Annotated in this window: 22 protein-coding genes and 5 tRNA genes; 11 read left to right on the top strand and 16 right to left on the bottom strand. The window is 68.1% G+C overall.

The genetic code is table 11. The features are described from left to right. Positions 1–87 precede the first annotated feature (87 nt). A complete protein-coding gene (locus tag BWI15_RS35200) occupies positions 88–1,914 on the top strand; it encodes a hypothetical protein (RefSeq protein ID WP_143466096.1) in 1,827 nt (608 codons plus the stop codon). Here BWI15_RS35200 and BWI15_RS35195 read toward each other — a convergent pair. From BWI15_RS35195 to BWI15_RS35180, 4 genes are all read right to left on the bottom strand, one after another. Continuing rightward, entirely contained in the window at positions 1,860–2,843 is a 984-nt protein-coding gene (locus BWI15_RS35195; RefSeq protein WP_077018794.1) for a DUF3883 domain-containing protein, read from the bottom strand. The two genes, BWI15_RS35200 and BWI15_RS35195, sit on opposite strands and share 55 nt — an antisense overlap. After that, on the bottom strand, positions 2,840–4,669 hold the full coding sequence (locus tag BWI15_RS35190) for a DEAD/DEAH box helicase (RefSeq protein ID WP_077018793.1): 1,830 nt from the start codon (positions 4,667–4,669) through the stop codon (positions 2,840–2,842). The genes BWI15_RS35195 and BWI15_RS35190 overlap by 4 nt, the downstream gene beginning before the upstream one ends. Before the next feature lie 70 nt (positions 4,670–4,739). Beyond that, positions 4,740–6,179, bottom strand: coding sequence for a hypothetical protein (locus BWI15_RS35185; RefSeq protein WP_077018792.1), 1,440 nt, complete (start codon positions 6,177–6,179; stop codon positions 4,740–4,742). A gap of 36 nt (positions 6,180–6,215) precedes the next feature. After that, positions 6,216–7,367, bottom strand: coding sequence for a hypothetical protein (locus tag BWI15_RS35180; protein WP_143466094.1), 1,152 nt, complete (start codon positions 7,365–7,367; stop codon positions 6,216–6,218). 200 nt (positions 7,368–7,567) lie between these two features. Between BWI15_RS35180 and BWI15_RS39660 the strand changes: the two genes are divergently transcribed. Next, the gene (locus BWI15_RS39660; RefSeq protein WP_077018790.1) at positions 7,568–7,777 is read left to right on the top strand and encodes a hypothetical protein; all 210 of its coding nucleotides are present in this window, start codon (positions 7,568–7,570) and stop codon (positions 7,775–7,777) included. A 164-nt stretch (positions 7,778–7,941) separates the two neighbouring features. Here the strand turns inward: BWI15_RS39660 and BWI15_RS40365 are convergent, their stop codons facing one another. Then, positions 7,942–8,463, bottom strand: a complete 522-nt coding sequence (locus BWI15_RS40365) for a hypothetical protein (RefSeq protein ID WP_077018789.1) — start codon at positions 8,461–8,463, stop codon at positions 7,942–7,944. 979 nt (positions 8,464–9,442) lie between these two features. Here BWI15_RS40365 and BWI15_RS40780 point away from each other — a divergent pair. Continuing rightward, positions 9,443–9,709, top strand: a complete 267-nt coding sequence (locus tag BWI15_RS40780) for a tyrosine-type recombinase/integrase (protein WP_083751178.1) — start codon at positions 9,443–9,445, stop codon at positions 9,707–9,709. A gap of 29 nt (positions 9,710–9,738) precedes the next feature. Here BWI15_RS40780 and BWI15_RS35160 read toward each other — a convergent pair. Together BWI15_RS35160 and BWI15_RS35155 are read right to left on the bottom strand one after the other, a co-directional pair. Beyond that, positions 9,739–9,814, bottom strand: a tRNA-Thr gene (locus BWI15_RS35160). A gap of 69 nt (positions 9,815–9,883) precedes the next feature. Then, positions 9,884–10,663, bottom strand: a complete 780-nt coding sequence (locus tag BWI15_RS35155) for an NmrA family NAD(P)-binding protein (RefSeq protein ID WP_077018788.1) — start codon at positions 10,661–10,663, stop codon at positions 9,884–9,886. Between the two features lie 132 nt (positions 10,664–10,795). Between BWI15_RS35155 and BWI15_RS40540 the strand changes: the two genes are divergently transcribed. From BWI15_RS40540 to BWI15_RS35135, 7 genes are all read left to right on the top strand, one after another. Next, the gene (locus tag BWI15_RS40540) at positions 10,796–10,924 is read left to right on the top strand and encodes a hypothetical protein (RefSeq protein ID WP_269087202.1); all 129 of its coding nucleotides are present in this window, start codon (positions 10,796–10,798) and stop codon (positions 10,922–10,924) included. 138 nt (positions 10,925–11,062) lie between these two features. Continuing rightward, positions 11,063–11,138: transfer RNA gene (locus tag BWI15_RS35150), tRNA-Pro, on the top strand. 44 nt (positions 11,139–11,182) lie between these two features. Next, a tRNA-Arg gene (locus tag BWI15_RS35145) sits at positions 11,183–11,256 on the top strand. A gap of 2 nt (positions 11,257–11,258) precedes the next feature. Next, positions 11,259–11,332, top strand: a tRNA-His gene (locus BWI15_RS39655). A 79-nt stretch (positions 11,333–11,411) separates the two neighbouring features. After that, on the top strand, positions 11,412–11,858 hold the full coding sequence (locus tag BWI15_RS35140; protein WP_077018787.1) for an HNH endonuclease: 447 nt from the start codon (positions 11,412–11,414) through the stop codon (positions 11,856–11,858). Between the two features lie 32 nt (positions 11,859–11,890). Then, positions 11,891–11,963 (top strand) — tRNA-Gln (locus tag BWI15_RS39650). Positions 11,964–11,993: 30 nt separating this feature from the next. Next, positions 11,994–13,187 carry an RtcB family protein gene (locus BWI15_RS35135; protein WP_077018786.1) on the top strand — a complete coding sequence of 398 codons (1,194 nt, stop codon included), beginning with the start codon at positions 11,994–11,996 and terminating at the stop codon, positions 13,185–13,187. Between the two features lie 445 nt (positions 13,188–13,632). Here the strand turns inward: BWI15_RS35135 and BWI15_RS40535 are convergent, their stop codons facing one another. Both BWI15_RS40535 and BWI15_RS39645 read right to left on the bottom strand, forming a co-directional pair. Further along, positions 13,633–13,764: a hypothetical protein gene (locus BWI15_RS40535; RefSeq protein ID WP_269087201.1), complete on the bottom strand. Its 132-nt coding sequence runs from the start codon at positions 13,762–13,764 to the stop codon at positions 13,633–13,635. Between the two features lie 12 nt (positions 13,765–13,776). Further along, positions 13,777–13,956: a hypothetical protein gene (locus tag BWI15_RS39645; protein ID WP_077018784.1), complete on the bottom strand. Its 180-nt coding sequence runs from the start codon at positions 13,954–13,956 to the stop codon at positions 13,777–13,779. Between the two features lie 38 nt (positions 13,957–13,994). Between BWI15_RS39645 and BWI15_RS35120 the strand changes: the two genes are divergently transcribed. Continuing rightward, positions 13,995–14,603 carry an alpha/beta hydrolase gene (locus BWI15_RS35120; RefSeq protein WP_077018783.1) on the top strand — a complete coding sequence of 203 codons (609 nt, stop codon included), beginning with the start codon at positions 13,995–13,997 and terminating at the stop codon, positions 14,601–14,603. A 4-nt stretch (positions 14,604–14,607) separates the two neighbouring features. Here the strand turns inward: BWI15_RS35120 and BWI15_RS35115 are convergent, their stop codons facing one another. Genes BWI15_RS35115 through BWI15_RS35085 form a run of 7 tightly spaced genes read right to left on the bottom strand, consistent with a single transcriptional unit; the run spans position 14,608 to position 25,098 of the window. Next, on the bottom strand, positions 14,608–15,984 hold the full coding sequence (locus BWI15_RS35115; RefSeq protein WP_077018782.1) for an FAD-binding oxidoreductase: 1,377 nt from the start codon (positions 15,982–15,984) through the stop codon (positions 14,608–14,610). Next, positions 15,984–16,844, bottom strand: coding sequence for a hypothetical protein (locus tag BWI15_RS35110; RefSeq protein WP_077018781.1), 861 nt, complete (start codon positions 16,842–16,844; stop codon positions 15,984–15,986). Before BWI15_RS35110 ends, BWI15_RS35115 begins: the two co-directional genes overlap by 1 nt. After that, the gene (locus BWI15_RS35105; protein WP_077018780.1) at positions 16,841–18,151 is read right to left on the bottom strand and encodes a DUF2088 domain-containing protein; all 1,311 of its coding nucleotides are present in this window, start codon (positions 18,149–18,151) and stop codon (positions 16,841–16,843) included. The genes BWI15_RS35110 and BWI15_RS35105 overlap by 4 nt, the downstream gene beginning before the upstream one ends. Beyond that, a complete protein-coding gene (locus BWI15_RS35100) occupies positions 18,151–20,028 on the bottom strand; it encodes an IlvD/Edd family dehydratase (RefSeq protein ID WP_077018779.1) in 1,878 nt (625 codons plus the stop codon). Before BWI15_RS35100 ends, BWI15_RS35105 begins: the two co-directional genes overlap by 1 nt. Next, on the bottom strand, positions 20,025–21,482 hold the full coding sequence (locus BWI15_RS35095; RefSeq protein WP_077018778.1) for an aldehyde dehydrogenase (NADP(+)): 1,458 nt from the start codon (positions 21,480–21,482) through the stop codon (positions 20,025–20,027). Before BWI15_RS35095 ends, BWI15_RS35100 begins: the two co-directional genes overlap by 4 nt. After that, positions 21,479–22,369, bottom strand: a complete 891-nt coding sequence (locus BWI15_RS35090) for a fumarylacetoacetate hydrolase family protein (protein WP_077018777.1) — start codon at positions 22,367–22,369, stop codon at positions 21,479–21,481. Before BWI15_RS35090 ends, BWI15_RS35095 begins: the two co-directional genes overlap by 4 nt. 11 nt (positions 22,370–22,380) lie before the next feature. Next, on the bottom strand, positions 22,381–25,098 hold the full coding sequence (locus BWI15_RS35085) for a UxaA family hydrolase (RefSeq protein ID WP_077018776.1): 2,718 nt from the start codon (positions 25,096–25,098) through the stop codon (positions 22,381–22,383). Positions 25,099–25,195 lie beyond the last annotated feature (97 nt).

The raw sequence follows: 25,195 nt of genomic DNA, 5'->3' as shown, positions 1-25,195 counted from the left end.
AATAGGGAGGTTCACCTTCCGCCCGTCAGTACCTACCGGTGGTGGGCGCGTCGCACTGAGGCTGTCAACGGGTCGATCATCGACGCCGTGAGCGCCGACAAGCCCGGGCGCATGGTGGTGAGCGATCCGTTCGCCGGCGGGGGCGTCATTCCATTGGCCGCGGTAATGCGCGGGCACAGCGTGTACGCGCAGGATCTGAATCCGTGGGCCGCTGCGGGTCTCGCCTCGATGCTGGCGCTTCCGGACCCGGAAGCGCTCAGGGACGGGATCGCCGCGCTGACTCAGCGAGTTCTCGCGAGCGCCCAGGCGGCGTACGGGACCGTGCTCAGCGACGGAACTCCGGGTTTTGTCACGCACACGTTTCGTGTCGCGGTCGCCCCCTGCACCCATTGCGGTGCCCGACAGCGCATGTTTCCCCACGCCCTGGTGACGCTGACCAGTCGGGTAGAACGTAAGCTGCCCGAGGCCTTCCTGGCGTGCCCCAACGGTCATCTGTTCAAGGGCCGCCGTGATCAGATCGCCTCCTGCCCCACGTGCGACCGAGTGACCGATCCGGACCAGGTCTACACGCCTCGGCGAGTGGTGACCTGTCAGTGCGGCGAGCAGGACCGCTTGGAGGCAAGGGCTTCGGCTTCAAGTCTGGAGTGGGAAGTCGTGCTAGTCGAGCGCGCCGGCGGTGGACGGCGAGAGCTGGCGCTCCCCACGGCCGGCGAGAAGACTGCAGCAACCGCGCTCCAGGCACAGCCCCGCATGAGCTTGGGGACGATTCCCGCTGGCCAAGAGACAGCGGTACTTCGTCGTCACGGTTTCAGCCGTTGGGAGGATCTTTACCCGCGCCGGCAGCGAGCTATGGTCGAGCGCCTCCTGGAGCTGGCGGCTGGCTGCTCAACGGATGAGAAGGTGGTTGCGGCACTCCGACTCGCGATCATCGGTTCGACCGAGATGGCCGGCCACCTGTCGCGATGGGACAGGTACTACCTCAAGAGCTATGAGTCCATGGCCGGCCATCGGTTCAACTTCACGACGCTGCCAGTCGAGCCGAACGTGTGGGGCACGACGACCAGCGGGCGTGGAACCACTCTGCGGAGACTGGTTCAACTCGTCAAGGCAGCAGAGTGGCTCCGAAAGCACACCGGCGGACAGCTGAAGGTCCAGGGTCCTTTGCATGCGGGCGCGGCTACTGTGTCTGCCCTGCTTGGTGAGGACATCGACGGTCGGCCGCTCGAGCGGCCCGACGTGCTGGTGGTGGCTGGCAGCTCTCAGCGTCAGCTTCTGCCGAGCGGGTCGGTGGATCTGGTTCTCACCGACCCGCCCTACCACGATGATGTGCAATACGCGGAGCTGTCCCAGCCGCTGCAAGCGTGGGCGGGACTTGCTGCTCCCGAGTCGGGAAGCGACGCCGTTGTGAACCGTGCAACCGGACAGCTCGTGGCTGATGGCAGTTACACGGCGTTGCTGGCGTCGATCTTTCGCGAGTCCGCCCGTCTTCTGCGCGAAGACGGTCACCTGATCTTCAGCTACGCCAACCGTGATCCGCAAGCCTGGGTGCAGCTGCTCGAAGCGCTGCAAAGCGCGGGACTCCGCGCCGCTGGCTGCACTGTCGTGCATAGCGAGAACGAGACCGATCATGCCAAACGCAATGTCCGCGCCTGCACCCTCGACCTCCTCTTGGACCTTGTGCCGGTTTCGAGTCGGGAGGTTGTGAAGCATCGCCCCGAACTAGGGGCTGGTGCAGAACAGGAGTTCTTGGCCATAGTCGCCAATTACGTGTTGTCGGTGGGCGAGCTGGCAAGTGGTTGGCAGCTCGAGTTCTTGGACAGCGTCTCTAATGCCGAGTTCCTGAAGCCGCAGAAACGACGTCACAGCGGGCTCTCGACGCCGCCGGCAGGCGAAGGATCTGCGCCGGCCGGGTAGGTCATGATGTGGCCGTCGAGGGGAAGACCCGGGACGAAGTCTGTCGTGGCGATGCTAAGGCGGACGCTGGTCCACCTGCCTTGCGCGGAAACGTCTCGCGGGAGGTGCGGCACGAGGTTGACCGCGGAGCACCATCCGACTAGCTCGAGGCTGTCGTCGCGGTTGCGTCGCACCGCGACCATCGACCATGCCGGATCCCTCTCACCCACGGCTGCCTCGTTACGGGACAGGAAGAACTCCACGCGCCCGGCAGAGGCGCTGCTGGTCGTCTTGACCTCGATCCGGTGGCGGTGCCCGGTGGTGTCCGGGCTGGTTACGTCGTAACCTAACTGGTCGCTGCGGAGGCTCACGCGGTTCACGGCCGCGGCCAGGTCTGGGCGGTCCCGCTCGATGAGATACTGCTTGCACAGGCCGACGACGTATTCCTCCCCACGGGCACCTTGCACAGCCAGTTGCTGCGCATCCAAAGTCCTGCCAAGACTCGTCAGGAGGGCCTCGCGTCGGGCGGCGTCATCGAGGAGTTGCTCGAGGGCTTCCTGGTCGGCTTGCGGGACATTCTCCCATCGGACTTCGTCGTCCACGACGGCGGCGTAGAGCCAGAGCGGCGGCTCTACGACAAGTAGCTCCTGGAGGAGGAGCTCTGCGGCGACATCGTCGGGCAGCCCACACAGACGCAATAGGGTCGGGGTGGGGATGTGGTTGCTTCCGTCAATGGTGACCAGGTGCGCTCGCTGCAAAAGTCGATGACCGGCCTGGAGGTCCTGGGAGCGGTAGAGACCGCCGGTTGCCAGTTGGTCGTAGCTGACAACGAGAGAAGCGGCGGTATTGCCGCCTGCGTCTAGGACCCGGCCCGCCAGCACGGCCGCCTGCAACTGGTAGGCCGTTGGCGTAGACCTCCCCGACCGCTGGTCGTGGTTGCCGTCGTTCACTGTTCCCCGCGGAGGTGGGCGAAAAGAGCGACCATGTCGGCAGTGGAGTCGAGCGCAGGACCGTAGTCCTCGTCCGAGGGGAGCGCCATTGTGCTGATGTCGGGGTCGTCGAGCATCTCGCCGAGACGCTCGGCCTTCTCCCTGATCCGGCCGTCGATCACCTCGTCGATCGTGCCGGCGGTGAGGAGGAAGGTGATCCGCGTTTCCTGGTCGGGGGGGAGGCCGAGACGGTGAATCCGGTCGATGCTTTGAAGGTACTGTCCGGCGTTGAAGGTGCGGTCCAGATAAATCGCGTCATGGCACACCTGGTGCAGGCTAACCCCTTCGCTCATGGCCGCCGGGTTCGCAAGAAGGACACAGCATGCAGGGTCGGTGCGGAATCGGGCGAGCTCGCCCTCGCGGGTGCGGGCAGCTGTGGAGCCGGCAACCTCGGAGGGGATGCCGCCGTAGATGAGCGCTGGCTGGTGAACTGCGAGCATCCGCTCGAGCCCTTGGAGGTTCCGCACGAAGTTGCTCCACACGAGCGTCTTTCGCCCCTGCGCGGCATTCGCTTCGATCATCTCGGCGAGCTGGCGGAACTTCGCGGGCGTCTCGTATTGGTTGTACTGCTGCAGCAGGTCCCACAGTTTGCTGCCAGGAGGTACGTCAAGCGGCGGGTGGCGGAAGCTGAGTGCGTCGTCAGCTCCCGAGCCGGCCGTGAGCAGCTGGGGGTTCGTGGCGGCCTCAAGCAAATACATCACGATGTCACCCATGCTGGCGAAGGTTGCCCGGTCGGCCATGTTCACCTCGAAAGCGCCCGCGTAGCGATCACGGAGCGCGTGGTAGATCTCAGCCTGGAGCGGGTCGAGGTTGACCTCGACGACGCGCATGATGGGCTGGTCCAGCCCGAGTTCGCTCTTTCGGGTCCGGACGAACAACGGTGCGATCGCCTCGGCCACCTGGGCGCCGGCGTCGGGTGGCGGCGGTGTGATGAGGGCGTCGGCCGGTAGGACACGGCGGCCTTGTCCGGGCCACAAATAGTCCATCAGCGCGATCAGATCTTGGGGGCTCTGCGGTGCCGGAGTACCAGTGAGGATGTCTCGCCGGGCCGCGAGGAATGCGATGCTCAAGCAGGCGCTGCCGAAGATCCCGTCCCAGCCGCGTTTCATCCGGTGCGCCTCGTCCAGGAGCACCAGGGTGGGTTTCCGGGCAACCCATCTCGCGATCGTCTCGTAACGGCTGTCGAGGCGGTGGTAATTTACGACAAGTACCTCGGCGTCGCTCGGCGCCTGGTCGACCAGCGGCGCGACGACCGGCCGCGCGTCATCGGGAAAGCAGACTTTCACTTCGTTCTGCCAGGCGTCAAAGGCTGAGAGCGGGGCAACGACCAGCATCTGCTCGACTCGCCCAGCGGCGCGCTCACTTTCGTAGACGGCGTAAGCGACGGTGGTCTTGCCGGCTCCAGGGACCGAGAAGTTCGCCCCGTTGGACAGGCCCAGGAGCCGCCCCAGGTCCCGAGTTTGGAACGGCCGCAGGTCACGCGCAAAGCGTGTTCCGGCAAGTCGGTGCGCGACCTCGACCGCATCGAGGGAGCGGGGGGCCGAGAGGGCGGTCTGCAGCAACCGCCGCTGCGCGCGGGTCTGTTGGATGATGTCGTCCAACTCAGGCGTGGAGACAATACCGACGCCGTACCGCTGACAGGCAGTACGCAGCCATCCCATGTTGCTCAGCAGCCGCTCGAGGGGAAGGACGACCTGTTGGCCGGGGCGCTCACCGTCGGAGCCCCATTCTCCGATGAGCTGCAGCCAGAACCCGTGGGGTACGTCACCGAGTCGGGTTGCCTGCACGACAGGCGGGACACCTGTGAGTGAGAGGCCGACTGCTGGTCCAGACGGTGCCTGCTCAGGCAGAGCAGGCTCAGACACGCGGGTCCTCGGCTGGGGCCGCTGCCGCGCTGAACGCCGCCGCGGCCCGCTCGTACTCCTGGACGGCGGCCCTGAAGGCGCTGTTGTTAAATCCCGGGCGACCTTGAACGTCAGCGTACGCTGCCGCGGCCTTATCCAGAACGCGCGCCGCCTCCTTGAGGTGGATCATGGGTGCTGTCAGATCGTCGATCTGCCGGAAGTCGCGCTTCTTATTTTCGATCGCGGTCGAGAGCCCGCTGAACAACTCGGTAGCGACGACGACACGAGGAAGCGTGACCGTCTCTCCCTCGGGTGTCGGAAGGGTGACGTCATCCTCGGGCTTAGTCTGCGCGAGCAACGTGTAGATCACGGACAGGCTGGGCTTGCCATTGACGACGGTCTGACTTTCGCCGTCGGCGTTTTCGTCGTCACCGAAGAAATCGCTGACTCCGGCCGGCGCGGCGCCGACCGGAGGCGTCACTGCGGCATGCGCTAGTAGGACGTCGAGATGAGGGGAGAGGGTAGTGGACTCACCGAGAGCGGGTGCGACGTAAGTATCCAGCAGCGTCGAGTCGATCTCCCTGAGACGCCGGTAGTCGACGCCGGCGATCATACCCGCGAGCTGAGCGTCGCGAATGCGCGCGGCTTCGTCGGGATTCGTGCTCTTCAGCCGCTGGTAGTCCTGATCGATCTCAATGAGAGCCTGGCGCTGGTCGTCGAAGTACAGAAAGTCGATGGCCCCACCACTGGCGCTCACAACTTCACGAATCAACCCCAATAGACGCAGTTCGCCCTCGACCAGGTCGGTGGCCGCCTTGGAGTCACGCCTACTGGTGGTCAGCGCCGGCCGCAGCGCACGACCGATCTCGAGGGTCGTGTAGTTCCCGCTATTGATGAGGTCTTCGATGAAGAGGAGCTGGCTGGTGAAGGTGTACTCCTGCTTGACATCCTGCTCCATCTGCAGCCGCAGCTCGAGCTCGGTGATCTCCTTTGGTCCGGCGTCCGCCGGAAGCACGATCACTTTGATGTACTGCCCGCGCAGTTCACGCAACGCTACGGCTCGGGTGTTGGCGTTGACCAGTACGCCGCCAGTGGTGAGAACGCCCGGGAAGAGTTGGCCCTCGTTGGCGAGCGCGTTCTTGATCCGCTCGTAACCGGGTGTATCCCTGAGAAGCCGAGCGATGATGCCCTGGGCGTGCGAACCGTATGGATCGGTGGCGACAACAGCCTGCTCGGCTTGGGGAAGGGACTGCAGTTGGGCCTTGATCCGATGGCTGTGCGGGCTCAGCAGTACAACGTCCAAATCAACCGAGGCCACGGGTAGGATGAGCTTGCTCCCCTTCCAGCGAAGCTCCTCAGCCGTTCCGCCGCCGGCGACGACGGCCTGCTTGGCGGCCTCGACAGCGGCCTGGATAGAGCTCTCGCGGGTAGCTGTGGTGATCGGTTGCGTCATGTACCTCTCCTGTGTGACGTGCGTTGAACCAGCATGTCAGGCGCTACCGACAGATGCGGCTAGGAAGGCCAAGTCCGTCAAGGTGTGCTCGGTGTAGACACGGCCATTGTACGCGCGCACGAGATCGTCGCTTTCTCCTCGATCAGCCCACCCAGTGCCGAAAAGAACCAGGACCGCCGGAACATTCAGCTTTTGGGGGAGCTGAAGGAGGGTAGCGGCCGTCTTACGAGCCGTGCCTCCGTCTCGTGCGATCGCAATCAGAACCGCGTAGCCAGCCGTGCCGTCTTTTCGACGGGTAACCACCGACAGCTGTCCAGGTGGCCTACCCTGGACGCCGGCATTGGCGCCCAGCAACACCTTGGCCACCCTGGCATCGCCCTCGGTTGACCAGTAGCCGACATCAGCCTCGTCGAGAGTAGCCAGGACTCGTTTGACCATGAGCTTGCTGATCTCGTTGTTGCTGCGGTTGCGGTGGGCGCTCCAGGCACTGCCTACGTCGCGCTGAGCAAGAAGCGTCCCATAGCTCACCCCTCCGGTGCGCAGCTTCTCAATCTCGCTCCAACCCGTCGCCCCGTCGAGGAGCAGCTCTACCGGTCGAGCGGCGACGGCACCGGCGAGCTGCGGCTCGACCCGGCCACACACGATATCGTCGATGATCTTGAAGGCACTCAGGACCTGGCTAGGGTTCCAAGTGCTATCGCTTTCAGTCGGCAGAGGGACCCCCCGCGCCTGAGAACGGGCCTGCAAGTCTCGCCAACTCAAGCCAGCGACCAACCCGAGTGCCTCGATCACGAGGGGGTCGGCGGCCTGGGCGGCCAGCACCGCGGCGCTGCTGATGTGGCTTAGGCTACCCGTCGTCGTGCGGCGAGCGACGTTCGCCAGTGCCGCCTGATAGCGGTGAGGAGGAACGATCGTATCGGTGGAAACTAGGTCTGCGCTGGTATCCAACGTGCTGTGCAGCGCGGCTCGGACAGCAGCCCGCAGCGCCGAAACGGCCCCGCGCACTCCGGCATCCGCAGCGGCCACCACAGCCCTGAGCACACTCGACACGTCAGCGCCGCCCAACAGAGGCCTTCCCTCGGCAATCCAATGGAGCGCGTCGATGGGGTCACTTCGTCCCGTCGCTGCCAGCAGAGTCGCCCGATCATGGGGGGACAGCGCGCCGGAGTTACCTGAGCCGTCGGTCATGCAAGCATTTTGCCGTATCTGGCGTGGACACTGCACGGGTATCGAACAGAGCGAGTCTCCGCATTTTGTATTCGAGTTGGTCGCGGCTCGGGTCCAGGACAGCTCGACCGCCATACCACCGGAAGCGGCTCGGGGCCTTGATCTCGGCGGTCTGTAACGCGTCCTCGACGTGGCGGGCAAGCTCGGGAGACACCTCGGCGATGATGGCCAGGAAGTCGTGCGGCTCGTCGCAGATTCAGCGCTGGCGGCAGCTCGTCGACAAAGTCGATGACCAGTGCGCGCCGTTCGTCAGCGATCTGGAGTGCCGGATATCCGGCGAACACAGAGCAGACCGGGCCGTCAAAATCGGGGAGAATGGCTGGGCTTCGGCGCAGGATGGCGGTCAGCGCTTCGGCGGTCATGGCTCGTAGCCCTGCCGAGTGTTCCCCAGAGGCTGTCCAACCAGCGGCTCCTGGTCGAGGGTACTGCGAACCGGTTGGGCGGTCGTTATCGCTGACCGAGTGATGAAAGACGACGGTGTCGTTGCCGACGGCATCGAATGTTTCGACGCTTTGCCCTTAATCTCGACCTCACGCTAAACGACGGGGTAGAAGCCGAAGAAGGCCTCCTCTTCCTCGTTCAGGAGACACATCTTAAACATCATCGGCAGCGGGATAACGCGGGCTTCCACGTGGACCTTCTGCACGGGCACAAGCTCTGCGAGCTCGCGGACCGCTTCCATGATGTCCCTGGCCGATCGGCGGGCGATGTCGGCAACCCAGTCGCGAACCGCTGGGTCATCTCCGGCCTTGGAACCAGCCCGGGAGGTACGGCGATCGGCTGGGGACATGTCCGGCAGCAGGCGGATTGTTACCGACTCGGGCGTCAGTCGTCCGCGCCGGATTCGCTCGATCGGCTCCTCAAGGGCACCGAGCAAGGTCTCACCGGTCAGGCCTGCGAAGTCGATGGTTACGCGAGTCTTCTCAATCGCCTGCTCGATGAGGGGCCGGAGTCCGGTCGCTTGGTCTGCCCGGCCGGGGACGTGAACGCCGCTGCCGACCCAGGACACGATCAGTCCTACATCGCGGAGAAGCTTGAGCGCCTGCTGCACGGTCATCCGCGCTACGCCTACTGAGTCGCAAGTTCCTACTGGGAGGGCATCTCTTCCCCCGCTGAACTTCTGCGTGAGGATCCCGGCTCGCAAAGAGGGCCGGTTTGCCCGGCGACCAAGGTCGGTCGACGCCTGGTGGGATGCGCGAGACATCGCCGCCTGGCTGGGCGCACAGCGCGAAGTCGAGGCCGCCTGATCAGCGTCCAGCGCTACACGAAGGGTGGGCAGCGAGCCCGGATCAAGTCATAGGCCGCGAGGTCTCTACGCGCATTTTCGACCGCGGAGCCGACGCCGTTGCCTGGGAGCAGCACCAGACTCGCAACCTCCACCTAGGCGAGTGGACAGACCCGAAGCGTGCGCGGGTTTCTCATTCGGCAGTTGCAGCGGACTGTTGGAGTACCGCAGTTCAGCAAGCGCCGGACTCGTGTGTCCGATGAAGCCGACTGGCGTCTCCACATCGCGCCACGTTTCGGCAACTTCCCTCTCGTGTCGATCACGGCCGCTGCGATGTCGAGCTGGGTCGGCTCGCAGCTCGCTGTCGGTCGCCGTCCATCCAGCGTCACCCGCTACCTGGCAACGCTGCGCTCGATCCTAACTACGCCATCACTGACAGCCGGATCACAGTCAACGTCGCTGCCCTGGCAAAGGCTCCCATTGGTGGGCAGTCGAGGCGGGAGGGCGTGCATCTGACGGAGGCACGGATCTAGCAGCTCGCCGACGCCTGCCGCGGCCGGTACGCCGAGCTGGTGTTCGTCCTCGGCCTGGGTGGTCTCTGCTGGGATGAGATGGCTAGGGACCAGGCTGGTGACAGGGTCCGGTGCCGGGTAGAGGTCTCGGCCCCCAACGGGCGGTGCTGGCTAGCGGTGGGTCGGGCGAACTGTTCGTAGACACCCTGACAACAAGCGCGCTCGGACCGTCCCCTGGTCGATGAGCTGATCTCGCTGGTCGACCGCAGGGCAGGCGTGAAGATGAACGGGGCGCTTGGCTGTTCCACGCTCCGCAGGGGCGGACCGTTGGCGTATCAAACCTGCGGGTCCATGACCTGCGTCACACGGCCGGCTCCGTCTGGCCAGGATCCGGAGCTGATCCCAAGGTCGTACCTCGAATCCTGGGGCACGCCTCGGCGGCGATGACGATGCCCCCCGGCCACCTGATCGACCAGAACCTCTGTCTGGGACGCCGCCCGGAATATCGGGGACACCACGGGGCACGGAAGCGAATTGAGGCCGGGAACGACGGAACCCCCGGGTGAAGGCCTGTCCTCTGACCTGGGGGTTCTGGTGGAGCCGCCTGTCGGAATCGAACCGACGACCTTCTCATTACGAGTGAGACGCTCTGCCGACTGAGCTAAGGCGGCGGTGGCCCGGGGGCCGCGGGAAGAGTGTAACGGGAAGGGTGGCCGGATTCCGAATCGGATTGGTGGGGGTCAGGTCCAGGCGGGGGCGGCGTGGGTGGCGTAGGTGTGGAAGGGGATGGCCGGCCGGCCGGTGAGGCGTTCGACGGTGTTGGTGGGGGTGCTGTGGCCGAGCGCGAGTTGGTTGGTGAAGTAGTCGAGCATCTCCTGGGTGGCGCCGGGGGTGGCCAGGTAGGCCTCGGGGGTGCCGTTGTAACGGATGTCACGGTGGGTGACGGTGGAGATGATCTTGCAGGCGTCGGCGAAGGACAAAGCCTCGGGGCCGGTGACCTCGTAGGTCTGGGCGTGGTGGCCGTCGCCGAGGAGGGCTTCTACGGCCACGGCGGCGATGTCCGTGGCGTCGACGAAGGCCTGGCGCTGGTCGGCCAGAGGCAGGGCCAGCTCGCCGGCCTGGATGGCGGGGAGGAAGAAGCCCTCGTCGAAGTTCTGGTTGAACCAGTGGGCTCGGACGATGGTCCAGCCGGTGCCGCAGGCGCGGATGGTGGCCTCGGCGGCGACCAGGCGGTGGTCGCCGATTTCCTCGGGGTGCATCGTGGACAGCAGGACGAGGCGTTCGACGCCGGCCTCGACGGCCTGCGCGACGAAGGCGGGGTCGACCGGTACGCCGTCCGGGGCCATCACGTAGGCGGCGGTGACTCCGTCCAGCGCGCCGGCCCAGGTTTCGGGGCGTTCCCAGTCGAAGACGTCGGGCCCTGAGCGCGAGACAGGGCGTACGGCGACGCCGCGGGACCGCAACTGGTCGGTGACGCGGCGTCCGGTCGAGCCGGTGGATCCGAGTACGAGAACAGTCATGTGTCCAGCACAACAGACGGCACCGACAGTTCGCGAAGAATGCACCTACCGGAGAAAAGTATTGACGCCGGCGTGCGGCTAAGTCAGAATTGTCCTCGCAGGACCACGACGACCAAATCCAGGGAGACCGAAGTGTTCGGGACGATGCAGAAGATCCAGCGGGTGGACAACCCGTTGTTCTGCCTGCGATCCCTGACCCAAGACTCCACCGAGCGCGGCCACGCGGCGCTGAGCCCGGCGTACGGCGGCTCTCCCGGCTGATCCCAGATCACCCAGGAGCCGCCCGTCGGGAGCACCCCGGCCCGGGCGGCTTTTTGTTTGCCCGAAAACACCTTTCGCTTCGGCCATGGCCGGCGACTCGCATTCTTGACAATTACACATGCCGTAATTCAGAAACAACGAGCTGTGGGCCAGCGGCCAGGCCACCTCATTTGGGATGAGGGAATCGGGAGTTCGAATCTCTCCAGCTCGACCAGGCGCCCGCGGGAAGCTCTGCTACCGGCCGAGCGGGCGCCACGTACGCCCGTGGCTCAACCGGACAGAGCACCTGTCTACGAAGCAGGGGGTTGCAGGTTCGAATCCTGCCGGGCGTGCTGTGTCCGAAGCAGAAGTGGGCGATGCACCGGGACGTGACCCCGGAGAAAGCGGGTTCGAGCCCCGCCGGACACCCCGATCACGCAGTACGACGTACCGAACGAGCCGCCCCGGCAACAACCTGTCGGGCACACTGGGGAAAGGAGGAACCACCATGAGCGGTGTCATCGTGCTCAACGCCTCGTACGAGCAACTCCACGTCGTGTCGATCCCGCACGCCATCCGGATGCTCGTCCGGGAAGTCGCGGTCGTCGAGGAGGCGCACGACGGCGCCAGCATCGGGCCGTTCCCCGTCCCCCGCGTCCTGCGCCTGGTCCGGTACGTCGTGACCAAGTGGCGCTACGCGACCGGCCGGTTGCAGTACACCCGGGCCGGCGTCCTCAAGCGGGACAAGTACATCTGCGCGTACTGCGGCAAGCCGGGCGCGACCACGATGGACCACGTCGTTCCACGGTCCCGCGGAGGTCGCGGCGAATGGCTGAACGCGGTCGCCGCGCACGCGTCGTGCAACGAGAAGAAGGGGTGCCGTACCCCCGAGGAAGCCGGGATGCCGCTGCTGTGGCAGCCCTGGGTGCCCTCTCGTGCGGAGATAGCCCTCTGACCTGAGCCCATCCGGTGCCGCGGTCGGAGCGGTGCCAGGTGGGCGTCGGCGTCCCACCCTCGGTTCTGACCCGAGGTCCCGCAGGTTCGAGTCCTGCCCTGGCAGCTTCAGACACTGCAGAACAGGAGTGGGGAGATGAACGGTCAGTACCCGGTCCCGCTGAGCGGGGCCAAGAGCTCCACTCTGATGTGGGCTCAGGAGCACGAGGTCGGGGCGCAGGCCCTGCAGCAGCTGCGCAACATCGCGGCCCTGCCGTGGGTGCACGGCGTCCGGGTGATGCCGGACGTGCATCTCGGCAAGGGCGCGACGGTCGGCTCGGTGATCGCGATGAAGCAGGCCGTGTCGCCGGCCGCGGTCGGCGTCGACATCGGGTGCGGCATGGAGGGCGTGCTGACCTCGCTGACCGCCGCCGATCTGCCGGACGACCTGTCGAAGATCCGCAGCCGGATCGAGGCCGCCGTACCGGTCGGGTTCCGGGCGCACGAGAACCCGGTGAGTGTTCGCAAGCTCGGTCTCGACCGGGGCTGGAACACCTTCTGGGGTTCGTTCTCGAGCCTGCACGACGGGGTGCAGGACCGGGAGAAGAAGGCGCAGCAGCAGATGGGTTCGCTCGGTGGTGGCAACCACTTCATCGAGGTCTGCCTGGACGACGAGGACCGGGTCTGGCTGATGCTGCACTCGGGGTCGCGCAACATCGGCAAGGAGCTGGCCGAGCGGCACATGCGGATCGCTCGCGGGCTGCCGCACAACGCCGATCTGCCGGATCGCGACCTGGCCGTGTTCCTGTCCGGTACGCCGGAGATGGAGGCCTATCGGCGCGACCTGACCTGGGCGCAGGAGTACGCGTCGCGCAACCGCGCGGTGATGCTCGCTCTGGTGATGCAGGCGGTTCGGGAGTCGTTCGACCACGAGATCCGGTTCGAGAAGCCGATCTCGTGCCACCACAACTACGTGGCGGAGGAGACGATCGACGGTCACGAGCTGCTGGTCACGCGCAAGGGGGCGATCCGGGCGGGACTCGGTGATCTCGGGCTGATCCCGGGGTCGATGGGGACCGGCTCGTACGTCGTCCGCGGGCTCGGCTCGGCGCAGTCGTTCTACTCGGCCTCGCACGGGGCAGGCCGACGGATGAGCCGCAACGAGGCCAAGCGGCGCTACACGGTCGACGACCTGATCGCCCAGACCGCCGGGGTCGAGTCCCGCAAGGACGCGGGAGTGCTCGACGAGCTGCCGGCGGCGTACAAGGACATCGAGTCGGTGATCGCGGCACAGTCGGACCTGGTCGAGGTCGTCGCGCACCTGAAGCAGGTCATCTGCGTCAAGGGCTGAGGTAGGCGGACTGTCGCGCTCACGCGGCGCGGCAGTCCGTCCAGGTGAGGTCCGCCTGATGGCAAGGGCAGCGGCTTGCTGAACTGTCGGCAGGTTTCTGCACTCAACAACCAACCAAGGAGAGGAGGACCGGCCATGGCCGACCTCAGGAACAGACGACGCAGGATTCCCGGCGGCAGGACCGGTGCTCCGGTCCAGCAAGGGCACGCGCTTCGGCGCGTGGACCTGGCCTGTGGGCACACGCAGCGGGATCGGATCGCGCACGCGGGCGATCACGTCTGGTGTGAAGCGGACTGTGCGGACTGGGTCCGCGTGGTCACGGTCCACGAGTAGATCGAAGTCCGGCGGCCCGCGCAGGGGACGGGCCGCCGGCGACTCCCTGGTGACGGATGCACGCCTGGCCCTCCGAAGGCCGGGTCCCTGGTTCGACTCCAGGCAGGGAGACCTAGCGCAGGAACCTCGCGACGAGGAAGACCGGGTACGCCGCCATGGCGGCGCGGGGCGACTCCGGGTCGAGCGATGGCTTCGGCTCGGCGAGGTCGTCGAGGACGAAACCGTGCCGGCGAAGGGTCGACAAGGTCCCGTCGGCTTACCACCAGCGCTCGGCGTAGTACGAACCGTCGGAGGGCCAGGCGTTGGAGACGCCGGGGAAGCACGGACGCAGGATTGAGAAGGCGAAGACCCCGCCTGGGTTCAGGACGCGGCGTACGGTGGCGAGGGTGCCGTCGAGGTTGTTGCGTACGCCGTCAGCGAACCCGTCGGCGAGCAACTCCGTGCCACCGCCGGCGGAGCTGCGAGACTGGGCGCATGCTCGACGTGGACGCGATGGTGTGGTCGGCCGACGAGGATCAGCGGGGCGGCCGGTCGCTGGTCGTGTTGCTGCACGGGCGGTACGGGACCGAGCAGGACATGACGCGCTTCTTCCCCGCGCTGCCGGACGGGGCGGTCGGGGTGTCGCTGCGTGGGCCGATTCCCTGGAGTGATCGCTGGGCCTGGGCTCCGGAGTGGACCGACGACGGCGCGGCGATCGGCGAGATCCGCGCGGTCATCGACGACCTCCTGATGTGGATCGACGGCCTGCGTGGCTTCGGTCCGGTCAAGCTGGTCGGCTTCTCCCAAGGTGGCTCCACCGCCTTGCAACTGCTGCAGGCGGCGCCGCGACGGTTCGCCGCCGTTGTGCAGTTTTGCGGGTTCATGGCCCCCGAACTGACCGGCCCGGACGACGAACTACGAACAGCCCGCCCGCCGGTGCTGAACATTCGCGGCGGGCAGGACACCGCGATCCCGGCCGATCTCGCCGACTACACCTCCGACTGGCTACGGCAGCGGACCGCTCTGACTGAGCTGATCTTCCAGGACACCGGCCACGAGATCACCGCGGAGATGATCGCCGCCACCGCCGACTATCTCCGCTGACCGGTCAGAGGAACAGCTTGTCGGGGTTGAGCAGACCCTGCGGATCGAAGGCTGCCTTGACGTTGCGCTGCAACTGCAGACCGACAGGGCCGAGCTCCTGAGCCAGCCATTGGCGTTTCAGTTTGCCGACGCCGTGCTCGCCGGTGATCGTCCCGCCGAGCGACAGACCGAGGTCCATCACCGCACCGAAAGCCTCCAGCGCACGAGCCTCGGCGGCCGGATCGTCCTTGTCGAAGACGACCGTCGGATGCATGTTGCCGTCGCCGATGTGCCCCGGGCATGCGATCAGTACGTCGTACTGCTTGCTGATCGCCTCGATGCCGTGCAGCAACGCGACCAGTTGCGACCGCGGTACCGCGACGTCGTCGATCAGCGTGGTGCCGAGGGGTTCAAGCGCGTAGTGGACGAGCCGCCGGGCTTCCAGCAGCATCGCGGACTCCTCCGCGTCGGAGGCGACCGCGACGTCGACCGCGCCGTGGGCGGTGCAGATCTCCGCGATCGCGGCGACGTCCTCGGCGGCGCGCGGGCCGCGGTCGGACTGTGCCATCAGCAACGACCCGACGTTCGCCGGCAGGCCCATGTCGCGGTAGTTCTGGATCGCCCGGGCCGTGACGCCGTCGAGGAACTCGAGCAGCGACGGCCGCAGCCCCGAGGCCATCACGGCCGCCGCGGCGGCGACGCCGTCCTCCACGGACAGGAACGTCGCGGCGGCGGTCAGTGCAGCCTCGGGCGCCGGCCGCAACGCTAGCGTCGCCTCGGTGACGATGCCCAACGTTCCCTCGGACCCCACGATCACCTGCGAGAGGTCGTAACCCGCGACACCCTTCGCCGAACGACGACCGGTGCGCACGACCTCTCCGGAGGCGAGCACGACCTCCAGCCCCCGAACGAAGTCGCCGGTCACGCCGTACTTCACGCAGCACAGGCCGCCCGCGTTCGTGGCGATGTTGCCGCCGACCGTCGACATCTCCCACGACGATGGGTCCGGCGGGTAGAACAGCCCCTGCTCGAGCACCGCGCGGGACAGGTCCGCGTTGATCACGCCCGGCTGGACCACGGCGACCTGGTCCTCGACCGAGACTTCGAGGATCTGGTTCATCCGCGCGGTCGACAGCAGGACGCACCCGTCGATCGCGTTCGCGGCGCCGGACAATCCGGTCCGGGCGCCCTGCGTCACGATCGGTACGCCGTACTCGCCGGCGGCCCGGACGACCTCCTGCACCTCGGCGGTCGAGCCGGGCCGGACCATCACCAGCGGTACGCCGGCTGTGCAGAACGTCGCGGTGTCGCTGCGATGAGCGTCCAGCACGTCGGCGTCGGTGACGACACTCTTGTCGCCCAGCGCCGACCTGAGCCGTGCGACCAGCTGGTCCCCGCTCATCAGCCCTGCTCCGCCAGCAGACGCAGGATCAGCTCGGCCCGCCGCACGCGTTCGCGACCGAGCGCCTCCGCGGTCGCGGCCAGGTGAAGGCCGACCGGGTAGATGTTCGGCGCGTTCCGCAGCCCCATCTTGAGATAGACCGGCGCCGCGACCCGTACGACGTCCGGTACGTCGTAGAACCGCACGTGCCCGCCCTGGTCGTCCGGGACCTCGATGTACATGTCGATCGGCACCGAGGTCACCGACCGGATCTCGGCCAGCACCGGCACCGGCAGGTCGGTCGAGACGTTCAGACTCGTTGCCCCCAGCCGCTCGTACAGCGCCGCAGTCGGTGCGTTGGGCAACGGCATCAGCACCGACGTCTTCAGCACCAGGTCCTCGGGCAGCGAACCTTCCTGCTTCAAGGACCCGAGCAGCTCCAGCACCCCGAGATCGCCGACCAGCAGACTCCGGACTCCGAGATCGACCGCCCGGTACGCGTCACACAGCGACGCGGCAACCAGCTCGTTGCCCCGCGCAACACCACCGACCGCCGCCGACACCTTCGCCTGCCCGCCGATGTCCCAGGAACCGCGCGGCCCGAGGAACAGGCAGACCTCGACGTCGCTGGACTCCCCGAGCTTGACCATCTCGCGGATCTCGCCGTCGGTCAGCATCATCACGCCACTGCCCTGCGAGATCCGGTCGACGGTCACGTCGCGCGCGGCCGCCTCGTCGAGCACGGCCCGCATCACCGCCGGGCCCTCGCAGCTCGGGATCTCCACCTTGTACGCCGTACCGTCGGCGAACCGCTTGTCCGAGTCGCCGGCCGCGCCGAATCCCCGCTCGGCCAGCAACGCGCGTGCTTCCTGCAGCTTCATACCTCTCCCCAGCTCCCGAGCGAGCCCGACGCGTCGGTCAGGTCTCGCGCTGTCCCGCTGATCTCCAGGTCGAACCGGTCGCCCGCCTCCTCCAGCAGCGCAGGCGACACCAGCAACTCGTGCGGCGACAACGTGTCGCGGATCCGGGCCAGCCGAAGCTCCGACCAGTCCCGCCGCCCACTCATCGCCGCGGCAGCCAGTACGGCGGCCGCGTCGTTCTCCAGCACCATCGGCAGCCGCGACCGGCGCGCTCCCCCGGCGCCCGACGTCAGCGCGTTCACGTAGCTCGCGCGCAGGTCGATCTGCTCCAGGATCCGGGCCGGGATCACGTCGGCCAGACCGAGACCGGACGCGTTGCCGTGCGACGCCTCCGTCAGCCGGTGCACGGTGATCGCGGCGATCGACGGCAGCTCGAACTCGGGAATCCCGTGCACCCAGCACCGGCCGATCACGTTGGTATCCATCCCGGTGCCGGACTTGTCCTTGCCCATCTCGTCGACCACCAGCACGTCCAGCTCGTCGAACGGCAGCCGGCCCATCAGGCTGCCGGCGCGCTGCAGCAGGGCGTTCTCGGCGGCGGCGCCGATCCCGTCGGGTGGTAGGAACTCGACGGTCGCGGTCTGGTCGACGGCGTTCTCCAGGATCGCCAGGCCGCCCAGGATCTTGCCCTCGGCAACGACGATCCGGGCGGCGGCCTCGATCGCGCCGCCCAGCGACGGGATGCCGCCGGCGTGCAGCGAGGCCGCGCCGCGATGGTTGCCGAGGCCGATCGCGAGGATCTTGGCCAGCCCGCTCTCGACCGGTCCGTGGAAGTCGGTGTGCGGTTTGACCCGGTTGACCAGCAGCACACCGTCCGCCGCGGCGGCGATCGCGTCGTGGTGCACCGGGGTGCCGTCGTCGAGCTTGCCGACGACAACGGTCTCCATCGTCGCCTCGACCGGGCAACCGACGGACTCCGGCGTCACGCCGAGGCCCGCCAGCATTTCTCGTTGCCCTTCGGCCGTCGCGCCACCGTGCGAACCCATCGCCGGTACGACGAACGGGTCGGCACCCGCGTCGCGAAGCCAGTCCACGGCCGCCTTCACCACCGGCACGAGGTCCCGGATCCCGCGGCTCCCCGCAGTCACGGCGATCCTGGCGCCCGGCTGGATCGCCGCGGGCAACTCGGCCAGCGCGGCCCGCGCCGCGCCGTACGGGTCGGTCTCGGTCGGAAGATCAGGGATCAACCGCCGAACCGGCGTGACCTGAGGCAAGGTGCCCTCAGGCCGCAGCCCACGGATGGCCTCGAACGGCCCCCAGCCGGTCATCAGTGACTCTGTCTCGCGACGGCCGAGCCGGTTCGGCCGATCAGGAAGTCGAGGTCGCACCCCTGGTTGGCCTGGGTGACGTGCTCGACGTACAGCTTCGCCCAGCCACGGTCCGTCGGCGCCGTCGCCGGCTGCCAGTCGGCGCGGCGCTTGGCCAGCTCCTCGTCGGAGACATCCAGGTGCAACCGCCGAGCAGGCACGTCCAGCTCGATCCAGTCGCCCGTCCGGACCAGCGCCAGCGGCCCACCGACCGCCGCCTCGGGAGCGACGTGCAGCACCACCGTCCCGTACGCCGTACCGCTCATCCGCGCGTCCGAGATCCGCACCATGTCGTCCACGCCTTGCTCGGCGAGCTTGCGCGGGATCGTCATGTTGCCGACCTCGGGCATGCCCGGGTAGCCGCGCGGCCCGGCGTTCTGCAGCACCAGCACGGTGTCCTCGTCGACGTCCAGGTCCGGGTCGTCGACCGCCTTGTCGTACTCCTCGATGCTGCTGAACACCAGCGCCTTGCCCCGGTGCACCAGCAACCGCTCCGACGCAGCGGACTGCTTGACCACGGCACCGTCCGGCGCGAGATTGCCTCTCAGTACGGCGGTTCCCGCGCCGCTGCCGAGCGGGTTGCCGACCGGACGGATCACCGGGTGCGCCGGCTCGCCTTCCTGGCCGCTCCAGTCGGTCCGCTCGGCGCGGGCGACGTTCTCGCCGATGCTCTTACCGGTCACCGTGATCGCGTCGGCCTTGAGCAGCGGCAGAATCTCCCGCATCACCGCGGGCAGACCGCCGGCGTAGTAGAAGTCCTCCATCAGGTACCGGCCCGAGGGCTGCAGGTCGACCAGCCACGGCACCCCGCGCGCCCACTCGTCCATGTCGTCCAGCGTCAGGTCGACGCCGACCCGGCCGGCGATCGCGAGCAGGTGGATCACCGCGTTGGTCGATCCGCCGATCGCGGCGTTGGCGCGGACCGCGTTCGCGAAGGCGTCGCGGGTGAGGATGTCGCTCGGCTTCAGGTCCTCGTGCACCATCTGCACGATCCGCTGGCCGGCCTGCTGGGCGATCGAGTACCGCCGGGAGTCGACGGCCGGGATCGCCGCGGACCCGGTCAGCTGCAGACCCAGCGCCTCGGCCATGCAGGCCATCGTCGACGCCGTGCCCATCGTCATGCAGTGGCCGTTGCTGCGGGACATGCCGGACTCGGCCGCGGCGTAGTCCTCCTCCGACATCCGGCCCGCGTTGCGGTCCTGGGTGAAGCGCCAGACCGCCGTACCGGAGCCGATGTCGCAGCCGCGGAACTTGCCGTTCAGCATCGGGCCACCGGTGACCACCAGGGTCGGCAGGTCGACCGACGCGGCGCCCATGATCGAGCCGGGCGTGGTCTTGTCACAGCCGGTCAGCAGCACGGCGCCGTCGATCGGGTTGCCGCGCAGGGACTCCTCGACGTCCATGCTGAGCAGGTTCCGGAACAGCATCGCGGTCGGCCGGAGCATGGTCTCGCCGAGCGACATCACCGGGAACTCGAGCGGGAAACCGCCGGCCTGCCAGACACCGCGCTTGACCGACTCGGCCAGGCGGCGCAGGTGCGCGTTGCAAGGCGTCAGCTCGGACCAGGTGTTGCAGATGCCGATCACCGGGCGGCCATCGAACACCTCGTCGGAGAATCCCTGCGCCCGCATCCAGGACCGGTGGATGAACCCGTTGCGGTCCTTCTCCCCGAACCAGTGGTCGAAGCTGCGGCGACCGGTCGCGCCGTGACCCGCCGCACTCGGTGGCTCGCCCGCCGGACGGCCGGTCTTCTCGGGAGTCGGCTCGCCTTCGACCCCGCCCGCGCCGAGCGGGGGCGTGACGTCGTTGGGATCGTTGGTCGGGGGCAGGTCCGTCATCGAGATACCTCCGCGGTGGTGATCGTCCCGTTCACCCGGCGGCTGATGCCGGCCGGGTTCTTGTCCTGCAGTACGGCGGGCAGTACGGCGTCCGGCGTGTCCTGGTAGGCGACCGGCCGCTGGAACCGCCGGGCCGCCGTCACCCCGACGCTGGTGTGGATCGATCCGACCGTCGACGGGAACGGGCCACCGTGGTGCTGCGCCCAGGAGACGGCCACACCCGTCGGCCAGCCGTTCCACAGCACGCGGCCGGCCCTTGCCGTCAGCAACGGAAGCAGCCGCGCGGCGAGCTCGGCGTCCGGCTCGGCCTCGGCGTGCAGCGTCGCGGTCAGGTTGCCACCGAACGCCTCGACGCCGGCGACCAGCTCGTCGACCGACGCGTACTCGACCACGATCGAGACCGGTCCGAAGCACTCCTCGAGAATCTCGTCGGAGCGGGCCAGCAGTTCCGGCACGGTGGTCTGCAGCAGCGTCGCGCCGCCGCCTTCGCTCCACACGCGCAGCCCGTCGACCTTGCGCAGCCGGTCCAGCCCCGAGGCGAAGCCCTCGGCGATCCGCTCGTTCAACATGGTCGCGGCGGCGACCCCACCGGTTGCCTCGACGAGCTGCTCCTGCAGCCCGTGCCCGGCCGGCAGGAACAGCAGCCCCGGCTTGGTGCAGAACTGCCCGACCCCCAGCGTGTACGACGCGACGTACCCGCTCGCGATGTCCTTGCCGCGGGCATCGATCGCGGCCTGGGTGACGAACACCGGGTTGAGGCTGCCGAGCTCGCCGTAGAACGGGATCGGCTCCGGCCGCGTCACCGCGATCTCGTGCAGCGCCTTGCCGGCCGGTACCGAACCGGTGAAGCCGGCGGCGGTGATCCGCGGGTCCTTCAGCGCGTTCACGCCGACGTCGTAGCCCTGGATCAGCCCGAACGTCCCGGCCGGCGCGCCCGCCGTCCGCAGCGCCTCCATCATCACCTCGGCGGTCTTCACCGACAGCTCCGGGTGACCGGGGTGCGCCTTCACGACGACCGGGCAGCCGGCCGCCAGCGCCGACGCGGTGTCGCCGCCGCAGACGCTGAACGCGAACGGGAAGTTGCTCGCGGCAAACACGAGCACCGGACCGAGCGGGACCAGCACGCGCCGCAGGTCCGGCCGCGGGACCGGCTTGGCGTTCGGGTCGGCGGTGTCGATGACAACCTCGAGCAGCGAGCCCTCCTCGAGCACCTCGGCGAACATCCGCAGCTGGCCGGAACTGCGCGCGACCTCGCCTCGCAACCGCGCCTCGGGCAGCGACGTCTCGCGCATCCCGATCGGCACCAGCTCGTCGGCGGCCGCGTCCAGCGCGTCGGCCACCGCACGGATCCAGCCGGCCCGCTCGGCGGGGGCGGAAGCGGCCAGCGGCGCGGCGGCCTCGGCGGCGTCGGTGAGGGCCTGCTCCAGCTCGGCGGGAGTGGTGTCGGGGGTCATCGGTTCTCCTCCAGGGTCTCGGCGGCCAGGAAGGTGAAGGGTTCCCGGCCCACCTCCACCGTATTCGTCAGCGTGCCGACCTCCGCGATGGCGATCTCCACCACGTCACCGGCCTGCAGCGCGAAGTCCAGCTCGGGCACGATGCCGGTCCCGGTGGCCAGGATCACGCCGTCGGGGAAGTCGTTGGGCACGAACAGCACGTCGATCAGGTCCTGCAGCTCGCGGACGAGCTGCGCGGTCGACGTCGTTCCGGTGAACACCTCGTCGCCGCCACGCCGGATCACCAGGTCGATGGTCAGGTTCTTCGGATCGCCGACCTCCCAGGCCGGCCGGATGCCGGTGGACAGCGCGCAGCCCCCGGCGAACACCTTGGCCTGCGGGATGTAGAGCGGGTTCTCGCCCTCGATCGAGCGCGAGCTCATGTCGTTGCAGACCGTGAAGCCGACGATCTCGCCGTGCGCGTTGGCGACCACGGCCAGCTCGGGCTCCGGTACGTCGTGACCGGAGTCGACGCGGATCCCGACCGGGTCGCCGTCGGTGACGAGGCGCCAGGCCGGCGACTTCAGGAACAGCTCCGGACGCTTGGCCGAGTACACCCGGTCGTACACGTCCTGCTCGCTGCTCTCCTCCATTCGGGCGCCGCGAGACCGCTCGTAGGTGACGCCCGCGCACCAGACCTCACCGCGACCGTCGAGCGGCGGCAGCAGCCGGACCTCGCTGACCGGCAGCTCGGGGCCGGTCTTGGCCACCGCCGCGCGGAACTCCTCGGCGGTCAGCCGGAGCAGTTCGGCCAGGTCGGTGACGCCGAGCACCGGTGCCACCGTGTCACCGGTGCGCACACCGGCCTGGGGACGGCCGCCGGAGGATTGGTATCGGACCACGTGCATGTGTTCACCTTTCACATCGAGGTCCCGAGCAGACCGCGGGTGATCTGGAAACCTACGTTGCCGGAAGCAACTGCTTTGGGGACCTGCAGGCGGCTCGCGACCGCGGCGATCGCCTCCAGGCCGGTGCGCGCCTGGTCGGCAGGGCCACCGGCCGCGACCGCGTCCAGGTCGTCGCCGTACTTGGCGACCGTCTCCGGGTCGCTGCTGAACTCCACCACCGGGACGAACCGCTGTGCGGACAAGGTGCCGCCGGCAACATGCGCCAGGATCTGCTGGACGCCGCCGGCGCCGAAGCCGGTCGCGGTCTCCATCCAGTCGGTGCCCGGCATGCGCATCACGTGCCAGCCCGGTGCGGCCAGGCGCTGGCCGTGGGCGATCGTCGGGCCGACGTCGCCGGTGGAGCCGAAGGCCGTCGTACGGAACGTGCTGTTGGCAAGCAGTCCGCCGCGGGACGACAGGACGACGGAACCGCCGGCGCCGACGATCTCGCTGCCGATGATCGCTATCGCCTCGGCAGTCTGGTCGCTCAAGGGTCCGCGGGCCTCGAGGCCGACGGTCAGTGCGCCGACGTTGCCCTCGACATCGATCGGTGCGGGCAGATCGAAACTCGCGAACCATTCGCGGACCCGCTCGCCCACCGCGTCCAGGCCGCCGTCGGCCTGGATGCTCGCCCAGCCGAAGCGCGAGGGGTCCGCTCCGGCCTCGACCAGCTTGGAGCGGAAGTAGTCGTTGTGGGTCTTCTCGCAACCGTGTTCGAGCAGGAGGGCCAGGCGGGTGTTGGGGTGCAGGAGGTAGCCGAGCATCGTGCGGGCGAAGGTCTCCTCGGAGGCGCCGCCGGAGCTCCCGCAGCCTTCGGTGTGCGGGAGGGCGACCATTCGGGTGACGGCGTCGCCCGCCCATTTCTCGGCTTCGGCCTGAGCGGCCAGGCGGAGGGCGATCTGCCCGGAGCACAAGCTGGTGGGCAGGATGAGGCCAACAGCTTCGGGTAGTTGCCGACCATCGACGGAGAGAAGCCTGGCTGCTGTTGCCTGCCTCTCAACAGTTGGTACGTCGAGCGGAAGTCCCGGCAGCAGCGCGTCGCGGTCTTCGGCGGGCAGGTCGTCCAGTGGGCGGCTCATCCGGCCGTCGGTGGTGATCGAGATGCCTTCGCGCGGACCGGACTGGCGCCAGTTGCGCCAGATGGAGACCTGGCTGTGGCCGGCTCGTTCGCCGGCACTGCGCTCGCCGGACGCGACGCGGACGGTGAGGTCGAAGGTCTCCGCCGTGAGCTCGTCCATCGGCGTACCGGTCAGGTAGCGGCCGGCGTCGACGTCCATCTCCGCCTGGAGGTGCTCGTAGCGCGCCGTCGTGGTGACGAACTTGAGCGTCGGCACGAACGGGAAGTTGGTGATCGACCCGTTGCCGGTGGTGAAGAAGATCAGGTTGCAGCCACTGGCGACCTGGCCGGCGATCGACTCCAGGTCGTTGCCGGGGCTGTCCATGAAGACGTACCCGGTGCCGGGCAGCGGTTCGCCGTACCCGATGACGTGGTCGAGCCGGACGTCGCGCGGCAGCTTGCGGGCGGCGCCGATCGACTTCAGCACGATGTTGTAGAGCCCGCGGTACAGGTTTCCGCCGGACGGGTTGCCCTCCGCGGTGTGCCCGTGCCAACCGACCCGGTCCTTGAACGAGCGGACGGTCTCCAGGAAGCGTCGCGCGGTCGCGAGGTCCCGGACGTTCTTCAGCACGTACTGCTCGGCGCCGATCAGCTCGTCGGTCTCCGCGAGCACGGCCGCGCCGCCGTGCCGGATCACCTCGGCGCCGACGTTGCCCGCCAGCGGGTTCGCCGAGATCCCGGAGAACGCGTCGGACCCACCGCACTGCAGCGCGATCCGCAGGTCGACCAACGGGACCTCCACCCGCTCCTGCGCGTCCACCACCGGCAGCCACGGCTCGATCAGCGCGCCGGCGGCAGTCAGGTCCTGCTCGAATCCGGCCTGCCGGGTGAAGTAGGCGTGCGGCACCCGGATCTCCGGATAGCCCTCCTCGGCCATGAAGTCCCGGATCGCCTGTCCGGAGACCAGGTCGTCCTCGGTGTCGACGATCAGCACCGCCCCGACGTTCGGGTTCAGCGCGAAGCCGGCCAGCGTCGACAGCAGGAACCGCAGGTTGTTCGGCGTACCGTCCTCGCCGCCCTCGGTGTGCGCCACCGGTACGACGCCGTCGCCGGCCGGCGCGCCGTCGAAGCGCCGGGCCAGCTCGGTGACGAACCCGCTCGACCGGGAACTGGTTGCCAGCAGGACGACGTGGTTGCGCGTCCCGGCCGGGCCTTGCGCGCGCGGGAAGCCGAGGAACGTGCCGGGCTGCTCGACGGAGGTGACCTGGCGGCCGAAGTTCAGTGCGTTCTCGTCCAGCGTGTACGGGTCGAGCGGCTCGTTGCTCGCGGAGGCTTCGGCCGGCAGGCCATCCACGCCGCGCCCGGCGACGGCGGCCAGGCTGGTCGGCGTACAGACGTAGTCGCCGATCCGGAGATCGCGCAGGGCGCGGGCGAACGGGGTGTTCCAGGACGTGATGGCCTCGCCGGTCGCGACCGGGCGGACGACGATCCGGTGCCCTTCGAGCACGGTGTGCGGCAGCGTCACCGGCGTACCGCCGAAGTCGACAACGGTCCCGGCCTCGAGCCGGCGGGAGCAGATCGCGGCGTTGTCGCCCGGCTCGGGCACAACGCCGATCTCGTCGAACCTCAGCATCAGGTGGACCTCTCCCAAGCCGTTCGGTGCTGGTGGTCGAACCGCGAATCGTGCATGATGCATGATTACGACAGCCACCCTGCCGAATCCACGCGGC

Source organism: Kribbella sp. ALI-6-A (genome assembly GCF_001984195.1).
In the GTDB taxonomy this organism is placed as follows: Bacteria; Actinomycetota; Actinomycetes; order Propionibacteriales; family Kribbellaceae; genus Kribbella.
The sequence above is the reverse complement of the archived record's forward strand: the minus strand, read 5'-3'. Positions and strand labels throughout refer to the sequence as shown.